Origin of the sequence: Streptomyces laurentii, assembly GCF_040635425.1 — a bacterium.
GTDB classification, from domain to species: Bacteria; Actinomycetota; Actinomycetes; order Streptomycetales; family Streptomycetaceae; genus Streptomyces; species Streptomyces laurentii.
Genome location: NZ_JBEYHT010000074.1, coordinates 21802 through 35968, shown reverse-complemented (window position 1 = coordinate 35968; position 14167 = coordinate 21802). Strand labels below are relative to the sequence as shown.

Annotated in this window: 14 protein-coding genes and 1 pseudogene; 7 read left to right on the top strand and 8 right to left on the bottom strand. The window is 70.1% G+C overall.

Annotation, left to right across the window (positions count from 1 at the left end; translation table 11 throughout):
* Nucleotides 1–138, top strand: a 138-nt coding sequence (locus ABZ693_RS31605; RefSeq protein WP_329924255.1) for an acyl-CoA dehydrogenase family protein, incomplete at its 5' end; no start/stop codon positions are given.
* A 62-nt stretch (nucleotides 139–200) separates the two neighbouring features.
* Here ABZ693_RS31605 and ABZ693_RS31600 read toward each other — a convergent pair.
* Nucleotides 201–1511: an LCP family protein gene (locus ABZ693_RS31600; RefSeq protein WP_359884491.1), complete on the bottom strand. Its 1311-nt coding sequence runs from the start codon at nucleotides 1509–1511 to the stop codon at nucleotides 201–203.
* A gap of 118 nt (nucleotides 1512–1629) precedes the next feature.
* On the opposite strand from ABZ693_RS31600, the gene ABZ693_RS31595 reads away from it, so the two are divergent.
* Complete coding sequence (locus ABZ693_RS31595) at nucleotides 1630–2163, top strand: acyl-CoA thioesterase (RefSeq protein WP_359884488.1); 534 nt, start codon at nucleotides 1630–1632, stop codon at nucleotides 2161–2163.
* Between the two features lie 43 nt (nucleotides 2164–2206).
* Here ABZ693_RS31595 and ABZ693_RS31590 read toward each other — a convergent pair whose 3' ends face one another.
* Nucleotides 2207–3385, bottom strand: coding sequence for a methyltransferase domain-containing protein (locus ABZ693_RS31590; protein ID WP_359884486.1), 1179 nt, complete (start codon nucleotides 3383–3385; stop codon nucleotides 2207–2209).
* A 7-nt stretch (nucleotides 3386–3392) separates the two neighbouring features.
* Entirely contained in the window at nucleotides 3393–3527 is a 135-nt protein-coding gene (locus ABZ693_RS31585; protein WP_359884483.1) for a hypothetical protein, read from the bottom strand.
* A gap of 40 nt (nucleotides 3528–3567) precedes the next feature.
* On the opposite strand from ABZ693_RS31585, the pseudogene ABZ693_RS31580 reads away from it, so the two are divergent.
* Nucleotides 3568–3735 (top strand): annotated as a pseudogene (locus tag ABZ693_RS31580) (XRE family transcriptional regulator); the annotation flags it as partial.
* Nucleotides 3736–3737: 2 nt separating this feature from the next.
* Complete coding sequence (locus ABZ693_RS31575) at nucleotides 3738–4208, top strand: NUDIX domain-containing protein (protein ID WP_359884481.1); 471 nt, start codon at nucleotides 3738–3740, stop codon at nucleotides 4206–4208.
* Between the two features lie 26 nt (nucleotides 4209–4234).
* Here the strand turns inward: ABZ693_RS31575 and ABZ693_RS31570 are convergent, their stop codons facing one another.
* Nucleotides 4235–4783, bottom strand: a complete 549-nt coding sequence (locus ABZ693_RS31570; RefSeq protein WP_359884479.1) for an ATP-binding protein — start codon at nucleotides 4781–4783, stop codon at nucleotides 4235–4237.
* A 256-nt stretch (nucleotides 4784–5039) separates the two neighbouring features.
* Between ABZ693_RS31570 and ABZ693_RS31565 the strand changes: the two genes are divergently transcribed.
* Both ABZ693_RS31565 and ABZ693_RS31560 read left to right on the top strand, forming a co-directional pair.
* The gene (locus ABZ693_RS31565; protein WP_359884476.1) at nucleotides 5040–5870 is read left to right on the top strand and encodes a helix-turn-helix domain-containing protein; all 831 of its coding nucleotides are present in this window, start codon (nucleotides 5040–5042) and stop codon (nucleotides 5868–5870) included.
* Nucleotides 5867–6073 carry a DUF397 domain-containing protein gene (locus ABZ693_RS31560; RefSeq protein WP_359884473.1) on the top strand — a complete coding sequence of 69 codons (207 nt, stop codon included), beginning with the start codon at nucleotides 5867–5869 and terminating at the stop codon, nucleotides 6071–6073. Before ABZ693_RS31565 ends, ABZ693_RS31560 begins: the two co-directional genes overlap by 4 nt.
* Before the next feature lie 71 nt (nucleotides 6074–6144).
* Here the strand turns inward: ABZ693_RS31560 and ABZ693_RS31555 are convergent, their stop codons facing one another.
* Nucleotides 6145–7668 (bottom strand): LCP family protein, encoded by a 1524-nt coding sequence (locus ABZ693_RS31555; protein ID WP_435842601.1) that lies wholly within the window; start codon nucleotides 7666–7668, stop codon nucleotides 6145–6147.
* Nucleotides 7669–7794: 126 nt separating this feature from the next.
* Here ABZ693_RS31555 and ABZ693_RS31550 point away from each other — a divergent pair, with 126 nt between their 5' ends.
* Entirely contained in the window at nucleotides 7795–8826 is a 1032-nt protein-coding gene (locus tag ABZ693_RS31550; protein ID WP_359884467.1) for a glycosyltransferase family 2 protein, read from the top strand.
* A gap of 94 nt (nucleotides 8827–8920) precedes the next feature.
* Here ABZ693_RS31550 and ABZ693_RS31545 read toward each other — a convergent pair whose 3' ends face one another.
* From ABZ693_RS31545 to ABZ693_RS31535, 3 genes are all read right to left on the bottom strand, one after another.
* A complete protein-coding gene (locus tag ABZ693_RS31545; protein WP_359884466.1) occupies nucleotides 8921–10678 on the bottom strand; it encodes an LCP family glycopolymer transferase in 1758 nt (585 codons plus the stop codon).
* 76 nt (nucleotides 10679–10754) lie between these two features.
* Nucleotides 10755–12659 carry an LCP family protein gene (locus ABZ693_RS31540; protein WP_359884463.1) on the bottom strand — a complete coding sequence of 635 codons (1905 nt, stop codon included), beginning with the start codon at nucleotides 12657–12659 and terminating at the stop codon, nucleotides 10755–10757.
* A gap of 229 nt (nucleotides 12660–12888) precedes the next feature.
* Nucleotides 12889–14064: an LCP family protein gene (locus ABZ693_RS31535; protein WP_359884462.1), complete on the bottom strand. Its 1176-nt coding sequence runs from the start codon at nucleotides 14062–14064 to the stop codon at nucleotides 12889–12891.
* Between the last annotated feature and the right edge of the window lie 103 nt (nucleotides 14065–14167).

Here is a 14167-nt window from a genome sequence, read left to right as displayed (position 1 = left end):
GCCGTCCAGCTCCTCGGCGGCTACGGCTACACCCGCGACTACCCCGTCGAGCGCATGATGCGCGACGCCAAGATCACCCAGATCTACGAAGGCACAAACCAGGTCCAGCGCATCGTCATGGCCCGCAACCTCCCGTAAGGACGAAGGAGCCCCCGGCCTCGTGCCTGAGGTTCGGGGGCTCCTCGCGTGTTCAGGGAGGATCAGCGGTCGGCGGTGACCGTCACCGGCTCGTCGTTCTGGATCTCCTTGACCAGCTGCTTCACCTTGGGCATGTCCCAGCGCAGCGAGTTCTGCGGCGCGCCGGCGCCGCTCAGCGGCATGTTCATCGACTTGCCGTCACCGCCGCTGATGCCCTTCATCGCGAAGAACATCTTCCCCAGGTCGTACAGGGACATGTCCTTGTCGACGATGAGGGTGTCCAGGCCCGCGCCCAGCGTCGGGTACAGCGCGAACGGGTTGAGGATCGTGCCCGGCGTCGCCGCCTGGTTGGCCAGCGCGGACAGGAACTTCTGCTGGTTCTTCGTCCGCTGGAGGTCGGACTGGGCGAAGGCGTAGCGGGTACGGACGAAGGCCAGCGCCTGCTCGCCGTTGAGGGTCTGGGTGCCGGCCTGGAAGTCGGCGCCGGACTTCTTGTCCTTGAAGCCCTTCTCGATGTTCAGCTCGACACCGCCGAGCGCGTCCACGATGTTCGCGAAGCCGGCGAAGCCGATCTCCGCGTAGTGGTCGATGCGCAGGCCGGTGTTGTACTCGACGGTACGGACGAGCAGCTCGGGGCCGTCCATCGCGTACGCCGCGTTCAGCTTGGAGCCGCCGCGCTCGCCGTACTTCTTGCCGGACTCCGAGCCGACGAAGGACGGGATCGTCACCCACGAGTCACGGGGCAGCGAGACCATCGTGTTGCCGCTGGAGCAGGCCGCGAGGATCATCATCGAGTCGGTCCGCTTGCCCTCGGCGGAACCGGTGTGCAGCTTCTTCTTGTCCTCGGCCGACATGCCCTCGCGGCTGTCGGAGCCGACGATCAGATACGTCGTGCAGTCGCCCTCTTCCGGGCGCTCGATGACCTTGGAGAGGTCGACCTCGTTGCGCATCCGGGAGCTGGCCCAGGCGTACGTGCCGGCGCTCCAGCCGACGATCACGACGAGCGCGACGATCGAGCCGACCTTGATCCGCTTGCGCCAGTCCACCGGCGGGCCCGGCGGTCGGCCGCCGCCCGCCCCGCGCGGATCGTACTGCGGCGGCACGGTCCCGTTCCCGCCGCCGTGTCCGCCGGCCTGATGGCCGCCGTAGACCTGGCCGGAGTTGTAGCCGGAGTCGTATCCGGTGCCCCGGGCGTCGGTGTAGCTCTGCGGGTACCCCTGGTCGTAGCCCTGGCCACGACCGCCCTGGGGCGGCTGCGGCGGGACCTGCGGACGCTGGACATGGCGCATCCGACGGGCCCCCTCGGGCTGTCCGTTCGCGCTGCCGCGGCCGTGTCCGCGGTCCTCGGTCCATCCGTCGGGCCAGTCATTCATACGGTCAGTCTGCCGTCCGGGTGACGCGCCCCGACAGGGTGGGTGCGGGATCGGACGACCGCTGTTGCCAAGCTGATGCAAAGCGGGGCGCGTCGCTCCGGGGCATAAGGTAGAGGGCATGACAGATCAGGGCGACATCCCCGGCAAGCCGACCTCGGCTTCCCGCACCACCCTCAGCCACATCATGACCGCGCACGACACCAACCTCCTGGGTACGGTGCACGGCGGCGTGATCATGAAGCTGGTGGACGACGCGGCGGGCGCGGTCGCGGGCCGGCACTCGGGCGGTCCGGCCGTCACCGCCTCCATGGACGAGATGGCCTTCCTGGAGCCGGTCCGGGTCGGCGACCTGTTGCATGTGAAGGCCCAGGTCAACTGGACCGGCCGGTCCTCCATGGAGGTCGGCGTCCGGGTCATGGCCGAGCGCTGGAACGAGTCCACGCCCGCCACCCAGGTCGGCACCGCCTACCTCGTCTTCGCCGCCGTCGACGGCGACGGCAAGCCGCGCCCGGTGCCGCCGGTGATCCCGGAGACCGAGCGCGACAAGCGCCGCTACCAGGAGGCCCAGATCCGCCGCACCCACCGCCTGGCCCGCCGCCGCGCGATCAAGGAACTCCGCGACCAGCGCGCGGCCGACGGCATAGAGGACTGACCCTTCCGCGCTCAGGAACAGTCCGGTCGTTCGGCGCCGCAGGTCAGACTGTGGTGGGCACCATGTGGTCGGGCCGGTCGAGCCAGGGCCTGTGAGCCCCGTCGGCAGCCACCGTCAGCCCGAAGCGTTCCGGGCCCGGCCTGTCTGCTTTCAGCCACCAGGAGTGTGCCGCCTTCACCTCGCTCCAGAGCAGACGGGGGCCGTACTCCCACACGGTGAACCGTTCGTCGTCCCGGCCGTCCCAGTCGACCGCGGCCCAGGACGTGGCGTCCGTCGTGGCCAGCCAGAGCCGTGCCGCCACGCCGTCCACGTCGGGGTCGTCGTGCCAGGTGCTCCACACGTCACGTGTCCGGAGCCCGACGGCGAACCGGGCCGACCAGTCGTCCCCCGCGACCGCCCAGGGAGAGAGATCGGTCGAGGACTCGTCGGGCATGTGGTCCTCACGCACCACGTCCCGGAAGATCCGCAGGTCCGTGCGCTGGTTGCGGATCAGCATGAACGCCGAGTGCGGGTGGAACCGGCCCGAGGCCAGTCCTTCGGGGTTCACGACCAGGCGCACCAGCCCGTAGCAGGCCCACGGACTCTCCCACGGCGTGAGGATCACTCCACCCGGGCGGGTCTGTTCCACCCAGGTGCGGGGCACCTCACGCACGGAGCAGGTGGCGATGATCCGGTCGTACGGAGCCGAGGCCGCGTAACCGGCCGCGCCGTCGCCGCCGATCAGCTTCGGCTCCAGACCCGCGTTCTTCAGGTTCAGCGCGGCCTGCGCGGCGAGAACGGGATCCACCTCGATCGTCGTCACGTCCTCAGCGCCCACACGGTGGGTGAGGAGGCCGGCGTTCCATCCGGTACCCGTGCCCACTTCCAGCACCCGGTGCCCGGCCTGCACGTCCAGCATGTCGAGCATGCGGAACACGATCGAGGGTGCCGAGGCCGACGACGAGGGCCACGACTCGGCTTCGCCGGGGTCGCGGCCGTCGTTGATCTGCGTCACCACCGAGTCGTCGGCGTAGGCCGCGCTCAGCCACCTGCCGGGGTCCGCGTTCCTGTCACACGGGTCCAGGCCGGCCCCGAGCCACACCCGATCCGGCAGGAACCGGTGCCGGGGCACCGTCCAGAACGCTTCCTCCCAGGCGGGGGTCAGCGGCTCACCGAGCTCCGCGTTCACTTCGCCGAGCAGACCACGCATCGCGATCTGCTCGGCCACCTCGCGGTTCGTCACCACAGCCTCACGTGTTCTTCTTGTGCTTCGGCTCGGGCCGGGGCGACTTCGTGTCCGACGACGGCTTGGAGGTCCCCGGGTCCTTGCCTCCGGAGTGCTTCCCCTCGCCGCCACTGCCACCCTTGCCCGTTCCCCATCCCATGGGTGCTCCCTTGTGGGTGTCGCTGTGTGCGGTGCGTGCCCGCCGGAGTGACCACGTGCTGGTCAATGCGCATGTCTGGGGGGTCACCGCGTACCGGGCCCCGGTGTGGCATCTTCGGCGGAGCGGCGAGGGCGGCATGTTCGACACCTACGCCGAGAGCTTCGACGCGGTGTGGTCCACGGCGACGCCCGTACGGCACGAGAGGTGACCATGGCGCGGACCGAGTACTACGACGACCCGAACGCGCCGCAGCCGAACAGCATGGTCGTCGCGGCTTCGGCCGTCGTCACCGACGAGCAGGGGCGCATCCTGCTCCAGCGGCGACGTGACAACGACCTGTGGGCCCTGCCCGGCGGGGGCATGGACCTCACCGACTCGCTTCCCGGCACGGCCGTCCGCGAGGTCAGGGAAGAGACCGGCCTGGACGTGGAGATCACGGGCCTGGTCGGCACGTACACCGACCCGAGGCACATCATCGCCTACACGGACGGCGAGGTGCGCCGGCAGTTCAACGTCTGCTTCACCGCGCGGATCGTCGGCGGAGAACTGGCCATCTCCGACGAGTCGACGGAGCTGCGCTTCGTGCGGCCGGACGAGCTGGACCACCTGCCGATGCACCACACGCAGCGGCTCAGGCTCAGGCACTTCATGGAACGACGCGAGCAGCCCTACCTCGGCTGACCCGGCAGCGGAGACCGGCCGGACGGTCAGCACGGGACCTCCGCCCACACGAACTTCCCGAAGGGGCGGTCCTGGCAGCCCCATAGGCCCATGCACACCGCGTCGACGATGAACAGGCCGCGCCCGCGCTCGCGTTCGACGGATTCGGGCTGGCTGCGCGGCGTTCGGCGCACGGGGTCGTGGACCTCGATACGGGTCCGCTTGTCGTCTGCGTGGAGGGCGATCAGGATCTGGTCGCCCGGCTCGGTGCCGTACCGGACCGAGTTGGTAACCAACTCGCTCGTCACCAAGACGACGTCGTCAAGGTGTGCACCGGAGGCGGCCGGAGACTTCTCGCGTACGTAGGCGTCGGCGAACTTACGGGCGTGGGAGACCGATTCGGCTTCGCCTCCGAGCATGAGCGTGTTCGGGGTGCCGGTCGGCGGGGAGCAGCACCCCCTGCCGTCATCCGGGCGGTGTATGGCCGTGCGGTCCTCGGTGCAGCGCGTCACCAGATCGGCGCGCGGTGGGGTGCCGCTGGTGTCGAGCGCGTACCGGCCCACAGCCGGCGTCCGCTTGTCGGGTTCGTTTGACACGGATCACCATCCCCTCGCTGTACTGCGACAGGTCCGACCAGCGGGCGTCACTCGTCCGGGTCGGGATTTTCCGCTGGCTCGGCGGCAACTTCGGTACGAACATCCGAGGTCAGGCGGACCCGTTGGCGAGCACGCCAGTCAAGAACGGGTGCCGTGTTCGAGCGCTCCGTTCCTGTCTGTAGCGATTTCGCTACCGGGAGTCGCCAGCGTGGCCTACAGTCGGATGTCCTGCAAGTTCCTAGGAAAGGCAGGTAAGTTGGCCAACAAGAACGAACTCAACCCAGACGCCTCGCCGCAGGCGGCGTATGGGGCGCGTTTGCGCAGGACGCGCGAGGAGCAGGGGCTGTCGCAGGTTGAGCTCGGCGTCCAAGTGGGATATTCCGGGCCGCATATTTCGCAGGTCGAAAATGGGCGCAAGCTACCTTCTTTGAAGTTCTCGAAGCGGGTCGACATCGCGCTGGGGACCGGTGATGCGTTTGAGCGGGCCTGGCGTGAGATGCGGCAGGCGTCCCTTCTGGAGGGCTTCCCCGAGTATGTGGAGCATGAAGGGCGAGCCGCTGAGCTGCGGCTGTTCGACATCGGACTGATTCCGGGCCTGCTGCAGACGCCCGGGTACGCCCGGTGTCTGGCGGACAGCAAGGTGCGGCGGGGTGTCATGTCGCCTGACCAGGCCGAGGAGCTTGTCGCGTTTCTGGAAGAGCGGCAGGCCGCGCTGGTACGGCCCAACCCTCCAACGGTGATGATCGTGTTGGACGAGAGCTGTATCCGCAAGCGGGTGGGTGGCCCGGGGGTCATGGGCGCGCAACTTGATCGGCTGCTGGAGTTCGCCGAACAGCCGAACCACCAGCTCCAGATCGCCACCTTCGACATAGGCGAGCGGCACACTCTGTACCTGCCCGTCTACCTGCTGACGCTGCCGGACATGACTGTTCTCGCGTACGCGGAGTCGCAGGCCCGCGGGCATCTTGAGCGTGAACCACTGGCTGTATGGCCCCTGTTGACGTCCTACCATCAGCTACAGGCCGAAGCGCTTCCTCATAAGGCTTCGGTGGCCATGATTGAAGAAGTGCGAAAGGACTACTTGTGACGACCGAACACCCGCAGTGGTTCAAGTCCTCCTACAGCGACACCGGTGGCCAGTGCATCGAGGTCGCCACGAACCTCGTCGCCTCGCGGGGCATCGTCCCCGTCCGTGACTCGAAGATTGTCGACGGCCCGGTGCTGGACGTCTCGGCCGGCGCGTTCTCGTCGTTCATGGCGGGCGTCAAGGGCGGCCGGTTCGCCGCCTGACGCGCCGCAGCGGACGGAACGACGAAGACGCCCCCCGTGCAGCCCTCAGGGCCGTACGGGGGGCGTCAGCGTCAGGGGCAGACGACCTGGTCGCCGCGCAGGGCGTCGAACGGGCCGGCCTGTCGGTCGCGGGCGTGGACCGGGGTGACGCCCTGGTAGTCCGCGCCGACCGTGACCTGGAGCGTGGCGCCCTGGTCCGGGACGGCCTTCAGGGTCGCGCCCGGGAGGGCGGCGGCGAGGGTGCGGGCCGAGCGGTCCCAGTTCGGGTCGTAGGCGACGACGGTCGTGGCGTGGTTCTGGGTCTTCTGCGTCTGCGGGCTGCGGGTCGTGTCGAAGCCGGCGTGGCGCAGGGCCGCGTCGACGCGGCCGCCGAGGCCGGCGGTGTGGGTGCCGTTGTAGACCTGGACGCGGACGGTGGCGGGCGCGACCTCCACGTCCACGGGGCGCGGGCCCTTCTCGTCCTCCTCCACCTTGGCCTTGGGGGCGGCCACCGGCGTCGCGGGCGCGAGCGGGTGGTCGTCGCGCAGCGACTGGAAGAGTTTCTGGGCCTTCGCCGCGTCCCACTTCACGGTCGAGCCGATGCCCTTGACCTGGAAAGCGGTGTCGCCGAGCGGTACGGACGCGAACTCCGACGACGCCGGGGTGAAGCCGCGCATCGCCTTCGCGAGCGTGAGCAGCTGCTCCGTACCGAAGCCCTGGTCGGCCCGGACGGAGCCGAGCATGGTGGTGGCGACCTCCCGGAACCGCACCGGGTTCAGCAGCACCCCGCCGCTGGTCACCCGGTCGACGAGTGCCGCGAGGAACTTCTGCTGGCGCTCCATCCGCCCCAGGTCGGAAGCCCCGTCGACATGGCGGGAGCGCACGTACTGCAGCGCCTGCCCGCCGTCCAGGTCGTGCGGTCCGGCCGTCAGGTCGATGCCGGTGTACGCGTCCTTCATCGGCGTGGTGGTGCAGATCTGCACCCCGCCGACGGCGTCGACGGTCCGCATGAAGCTGGTGAAGTCGACCTCCAGGTAGTGGTCGATCTTCACGCCGGTCATCGACTCCACGGTCCGCACGGTCAGCCCCGGCCCGCCCTCCGCGTACGCGGCGTTCAGTTTGACCGGGTGCGCGTGGTGGGTCCGGCCGGTGGTGAGGTCGGTGTGCTCGGGCATCTCGGCGTACGAGTCGCGCGGCAGGGACACGACACTCGCCCGGTCCCGGTCCTCGGAGAGGTGCACGAGCATGACGGTGTCGGTGCAGTGGCAGGGCTCGCCGCCGAGCCGGAACTCCCGCTTCTCCTCGGGGGTGATCCGGTCGCGTTCGTCGGTGCCGACGAGCAGGACGTTCAGCCCGTGCCCGCCCTGCGGACGGTTCTTCATGTCCTTGAACGGATCGACCCGGGTGATCCCGGTGTCCAGGCCGGTGACCAGCGCGTGCCCGAGCCCCCCGGCGGCCAGGACCGCCACCGAGAGCGTGGTCGCCACCCGCGTCCCCCAGGCCGGCCGCCCCCGCCTCCCCGTACGCCCGCGCCGTCCCCGCCGCCCTCGTGGCCCTGGCCGGCGGACCGGTGCGGGGCGGGCTGCGGACCGGGTCGGACGGGGCGGAGTGGGCACCGGGGGACACCTCCGTTGGTACGACAAGCGGATCGTCAGCACCGTAGGCCCCTGCGGCGAGGGCCACCGGGCAGCGACCCGGCGGCGCGCGACCCGTGTCCCCCGTTCGCGGTAACGTGGCTGGCGATGAACGCCAATCCCCCCGTTTCCGTGATCATGCCGGTCCTCAACGAGGAGCGGCACCTGCGCAACTCGGTCCGCCACATCCTGGCGCAGGAGTACGACGGCGAGATGGAGGTGGTGATCGCGCTCGGCCCGTCCACGGACCGTACCGACGAGATCGCCGCCGAGCTCGTACGGGAGACTGCGTCCAATAACCGCGCCAGGATCCTCACCGTGCCGAACCCCACGGGCCGCACCCCCGCCGCGCTCAACGCCGCGATCAAGGCGTCCCGCCACCCCATCGTGGTCCGGGTCGACGGCCACGGCATGCTGTCGCCGAACTACATCGCGACCGCCGTCCGCCTCCTGGAGGAGACCGGCGCGATGAACGTCGGCGGCATCATGCACGCCGAGGGCGAGAACGCCTGGGAGGACGCGGTCGCCGCCGCGATGACCTCGAAGATCGGCGTCGGCAACGCCGCCTTCCACACCGGCGGCGAGGCGGGCCCGGCGGAGACGGTCTACCTGGGCGTGTTCCGGCGCGAGGCGCTGGAGCGGCAGGGCGGGTACAACGTCGAGTTCATCCGCGCCCAGGACTGGGAGCTGAACTTCCGCATCCGCGAGGCCGGCGGCCTGATCTGGTTCTCGCCGGAGCTGCGGGTGCAGTACCGGCCGCGGCCGTCGGTGCGCGCCCTTGCCAAGCAGTACAAGGACTACGGCCGCTGGCGGCACGTGGTCGCCCGCTACCACGAGGGCTCCATCAACCTGCGCTACCTCGCCCCGCCGGCCGCCGTCTGCGCGATCGCCGCCGGCGTCGTCGTGGGCGCGACGCTCACCCCGGTCGGCTTCGTGATCCCGGCGGGCTACCTCGCGGCGATCACCGCGGGCTCGATACCGGCGGGCAAGGGCCTGCCCCTGAAGGCCCGGCTGCGGATCCCGGTGGCGCTCGCGACCATGCACATGTCGTGGGGCTTCGGCTTCCTGACCAGCCCGCGCGCGCTCGCGAAGAAGGTCATCGCGAGCAAGCGCCCGGCGGTGCGGACCGAGACGGTCTGACCCGGCCCGGTACAACACACCCCGTACGAACGGCGACGGCCGGATCCCCTCCCAGGGACCCGGCCGTCGCCGTCCGTACCTCAGCCGGTGAGTGTCAGCTCTTCCCGTCCCACTGGTAGACGTCGTAGACGTCCATGCAGTCCGTCTTGTCGTCCGCGCCCTCCGGCAGGTCGCCGTCGGCGATCTCCGGCTTCTTGTAGACGCTGCCCTGGCGCCAGTCGGAGCCGACGACGAGCGTGACGCCCGTGCCCTTCGCGTCGGCGTGGACGGCCGAGAGGGGCAGGCCCAGGGCCGTCGCCACGGACTCGGCGTTCGCCTTGCCCTGGTCGCCGCTCGCCTTCGGGTAGAGGACCGCGGTGTCCTTGCTGCCCTCGCCCTCACCGGTGGCGGCGGCCCGGGTGAAGCCCTTGCCCTGGAGGATCTTCGCCAGCTCCGAGGCCCGGCCCTCCTTAGGCGGCTGGCCGTCGCCGTCGGTGCCGTTGACGACCGTCACCGGGAAGGAGCCGGCCGCCTCGGCGGTGGCCTTCGGCTTCTGGGACGCGTCCGCGCCGTCCTTCGGTTTCTTCGGGCCGCCGTTCTTGTCGAAGGCCACGTCCTCGCGGATCATCGACCACATCTTGTCGGCGGCCGAGGTCTTCAGCGACAGCCAGGCGTTCGGGTTGCCCGGGTAGGGGACGGTCGGGACGGTGGTCGTGCTGAGCCGGTCCAGCTTCACGTTCTTGAACTGCATCGACAGATCGAAGAGCCTCGACACTGACTTGATCTCGTCGGAAACCGCGAGGGCGTCGGTGGCGGTCTCCGCGAGCCCCATGAGCCGGCCGGTGTCGGTCCAGGCGTTCTGCTCCTGGAGCTTCTTCATCATGCCGTTCATGTACATGTGCTGGGCCTTGGCCCGGTTCTGGTCGCTGCCGAACGCGTGCCGGGTACGCAGCCACTGCAGCGCCTGCTCGCCCTTCACGTCCGTCGTGCCCTTGGTCAGCTTCAGACCGGAGCCGCCCTTCTGCTGGGCGGTCGACTTGTCGTACACGCCGGTCTTCACGCAGACCGGGACACCGCCGACCTCGTCGGCCATGGACACGACACCGGCGAAGTCGACCATCATCCAGTGGTCGACGTAGACGCCGGTCAGCTTCTCCCAGGTGGTGAGGGTGCAGCCGGGGCCGCCGCGGCTCAGCGTCTCGTTGATGGGCCGGGTCGTCGTCGCCGCGTACACCTTGCCGTCGGTGTCCTTGCACTCCGGGATCGGGACGACGGTGTCGCGCGGGATCGAGACGATCGACGCGTTCTGCCGGTCCGCCGAGATGTGCAGCAGCATCTGTACGTCGGCCAGCGGCTTGCGGTCCCGCTCGTTCTTGCCGCCGCCCAGCGCCACGTTCGCGCTCTTCGACCGGTCGTCGGAGCCGATCATGAGGATGTTCAGCGGGGTGTCGCCGAGCGCGTTCGGCGCGGCCTTCTTCACCCCGCTCTCGCCGCCGGCGCGGCTGCCGCCCCGGAGGTTGTTGTTGAGGTGCTGGTAGTAGAGGTAACCGGCGCCGCCGGTACCGAGTATCAGCACCGCCAGTGTGATGGCGATCCAGCGGAATATCCGGCGCTTGCCGGACTTCTTGGCACGCCGCTGCGGCCGGCCGCGCCGGTGCCCCGACCGGCCGCCACCGCCACCGCCGTCACCGTTTCCGCCGTCACGCGAACCGCCGCCGCCCGCACGACGGGAGCGGGGTACGCCGCCGCCCGGGCGTCCGCCCGGACCGGTGTCGTCGTCCCCCTCCTCGTACGCGCGGTCGTCCCACTCCGCACCACGGGCGTGCGGGGCGCGTTTCCGCGTCCCCTCCCTGCGCACGCTGCTCTGTCCCACCCCAGGTCTCCCTCGTCACATCAGATGTGGCCCCAGGCCGACGGCCGTCCGTCCCTCAAAGACGGTTGCGGTCCGACTACTTGGCGCACACCTGTTTGTCTGCCGTCTGCGCACCTTCCGGCGCCTTCGCCGGACCGGTGAGGGGCACCCCCGCGCCCTTGAAATCGGATCCGAGGACGAGCGTCATGGGCACCAGAGCCCCCGCGTCCTCCGTGCCCGGCTTGAGTGCCGTGGCGGGCAGGCCCATCAGATCCGCGAGTTCGCGGGCCTGGGCGGCCTGGTTCGGTGCGTACGTGAGCGTGGTCTTCGCGGCCTTCTCGGGGGCGTTGGACTTGTTGGTCGACCGCGTCACGCCGTGTTCGTTCTGGAGCCAGTTGATCGTGGACTGCGCCGCGCCCTGGAAGCCGCTGCCGTTGTAGACGTCGACCCGGACCTCGCGCGGTGTGGAACGCGCCCCCTCCAGAAGCTTGGCCTGCTCCTTCGCCTTCGCGTTCTTGGCGTCCTGCTCCTTCTTCTTCACCTCGGTGAGCGAGGTGTCGGACTGCAGCATCGAGAACAGCCGGGGCGCCTTGGTCGGGTCGGGTACGACCGTGACCGGACGCGGCTCCGCCGGGTTGTCGATGACCGGCAGCGTGGTGAAGGTGATGTTCTTTGGATCGATCTTGGCCAGCTCGCCCGCGAGGGACTTCAGCTTGCCGATCGTGCCTATGCCGCTGTCGACGGTGAGGGCCTTGGTGGCCGCGTCGGCGAGGTCGTACAGCTTGGTCGGCGAGGTGAGCGTGTCGCTCGACTTCATCTCGCGGATCATCGAACTCAGGAACTGCTGCTGGACCTTGATGCGGTCCAGGTCGCTCTCGTTGCCGAAGCTGTGCCGGGTGCGGACGAAGGCGAGGGCCTGCTCGCCCTCGATCGTGGACTCGCCCTGCGGCAGCTTGAGATGCGACTTCGGGTCGTCGACCGGCTTGGCCAGACAGACCTTCACGCCGCCGACAGCCGTCGTCATCTCCTTGACGGCGTTGAAGTCCGCCATCATGAAGTGGTTGACGGTGACGCCGGTGAGCGCCTTGACGGTCCGCATGGTGCAGCCCGGGTCGCGTTCGTCCTGGCCGAGGCTGGTGTTGAAGCGGACCGCGCTCTGTCCGGGGATCGTCTTGACGCTGCCGTCGGGCAGCTTGGACTCGCACTCCGGGATGTCGGTGACCAGGTCCCGGGGGATGGACATCGCCGTGGCGTTCGTCCGGTCCTCGGAGACGTGGAAGAGGATCGTGGTGTCCGCGTGGCCGGGGCTGTTCTTGTCGCCGTAGCCCGCGTTGCCCTTGCCAGTCCGCTTGTCGGTGCCGATGAGGAGGATGTTGAAGGGCTTGCCGTCCTGGAAGCCCTCGGTGGTGCCGCCCGCCACCTCGATGGTGTTGATGTTGCCGTTGAAGTGGTTGTACAGCGCGTACGCGCCGGCGGCGCCGCCCACCAGGACGAAGGCCATCGTGCCGCCGGTCCACAGCAGGACCTTCTTCTTGCGGGACGTGCCGGGGCGGCGCTTGCGGCGGGCCGCGGCGGCCTGCCGGCCGCCCGCGGGCTCGGCCGCGCGACGGCGGCGCTGCCCGGGGACGGTCGGGTTCGCGGCCGGGTCGGCCTCACGGGTCCGCTCGCCGGCACCGCGGCCGGCGGAACGCCCGGTACCGCGCTCGGCGCTCCGTCCGGTCCCGCGCTCGGCCCCCCGGCGCTCGCCGCCCCGGCCGCGCTCGGAGCCACGGTCGGAGAGCTGCTCGGGAATGCGGTCGCCGCCCTGCTCGGACGGGCGCGGGCGCTGTCCGGGCGGGGTGGCGCCACGCGGCGCCGAACGGCGCGGGCGGGCCGGTCCGGCCGGGCCCGACTGCTCAGCGGAGCTGTCCAGTCGCAGTTCGTAGTTACCGGTCTGCGGGTTGAGGACCCACTGGTCGGCGGGGTCGATTCCCTCCGCCCCTCCACGGCTGTGCGAGTCCACGGTTTCCTGAGTCCTCCGTCGGTGCCACGCGAGACGCCTCCCCCTCGGGCGCTCGGTCCACGGTCCATCGCGTGCCCGACCGATCGGTCGCAGCACGCGGGTCGCGTCACACTATCCGGCCAGTTCAGCGCCGGGCGACGTGCGTGACAAATTCCACCTTGCTTACACTCGGGCAATCTGCCCAAACCTCATCCGATACGGCCTTCCCCTTGGCTGCTTCTTTGCCCAGTCAGCAGCTTTGAGCCGCGTTGCGGCCCGTGAAGGAGGGCGTCGCGGACGGGTCCGACGGGATGTCGGGGCCGTCCTCGGCACCGTTTCCGGTGCCGTTTCCGGTCCCGTTCCCCGTCGCGTTCTCGGTGGTGCCCGGGTGGACGGCCACCGGCAGATCGGCGCGCAGCCGCGCGAAGAGCCGGTCCGCCGCGGGCTGCACGAGCTGGTCCCGGTTGGCGTCGGCCGTGTACGGCTGCCGCGGCACCGTCAGGAACTGCACCCGCTCGGTCTCCACCGCCCGCATCGAACGCGACAGGCCGTACAGATCGCGCAGCGAGGCCAGCCCCGGATCGGTGGTCAGCGATCTGGTGGCCGCGTCCAGCACCGGATACAGCTTGGCCGGATTGAGCAGCACGCCGTCGCTCTGCACCTTGTCGACCAGGGCGGCCAGGAACTGCTGCTGCCGGTCCATCCGCTCGGTGTCGCTGCCGTCGCCCAGCGATTTGCGCGCCCGGACGAAGCCGAGCGCCTGCTCGCCGTGCAGGAGCCGCCGGCCGGCCGGCAGCCGCAGTTTCGCGTCGCGGTCGTCGATCGGCTCCTTCAGGCAGACCGTCACCCCGTCGACGGCGTCGACCATCTTCTTGAAGCCCTGGAAGTCGACGACCACGTGATGGTCGATCCGGATGCCGGTCAGCTTCTCCAGGGTGCGGATCGTGCAGGCCGTCCCGCCGACCGCGAAAGCCCAGTTGAACTGGATGAACTGCGGCTGCGTCCGCGTCGCGTCCGGCCGCGCGCAGCTCGGCACGCGCACCATCAGGTCGCGCGGCACGGACACCGCCGTCGCGCTCGACCCGTGCGCCGCGATGTGCAGCAGGATCGTCGTGTCGGAGCGCTCGGTGCCCTTGTCCCGCCCGTACTCCGCGTTCCCGGCGCCCGCGCGCGTGTCCGAGCCGATCAGCAGGATGTTGCGGGCCGCCCGCACCTCCGCGGGCGGCCGCTCCTTCTCGTACGCCCGCAGCTCGGCCTCCGCGGCCGTGTCCGCCGTGATGTTGGCGTTCAGCTTCCGGTAGAGCCACCAGCCCACCCCGGCCGAGGCCAGCACGAGCACGGCCGTCCCCAGCGCCGTCCAGCGCAGCCAGTGCCGCGGCTTGCGTCCGCCGCCCGTACCCGTGGGCGTGTCCGCGCTGTCCGTCACGTCTGAGTCCGTCCTCGATGGCGTCCGCTGCGCGCCGGGAGTCCGTCGTCATGCAGGAGTAGACGGACGATTCCCCGGCTTGGTTGTGCGGACGACTGCACTC

Coding starts and splice junctions, on each gene's coding strand:
- ABZ693_RS31575 (WP_359884481.1), top strand. CDS start 3,738: ATGGCGCGGACCGAGTACTACGACGACCCGAACGCGCCGCAGCCGAAC.
- ABZ693_RS31600 (WP_359884491.1), bottom strand. CDS start 1,511: ATGAATGACTGGCCCGACGGATGGACCGAGGACCGCGGACACGGCCGC.
- ABZ693_RS31595 (WP_359884488.1), top strand. CDS start 1,630: ATGACAGATCAGGGCGACATCCCCGGCAAGCCGACCTCGGCTTCCCGC.
- ABZ693_RS31585 (WP_359884483.1), bottom strand. CDS start 3,527: ATGGGATGGGGAACGGGCAAGGGTGGCAGTGGCGGCGAGGGGAAGCAC.
- ABZ693_RS31550 (WP_359884467.1), top strand. CDS start 7,795: ATGAACGCCAATCCCCCCGTTTCCGTGATCATGCCGGTCCTCAACGAG.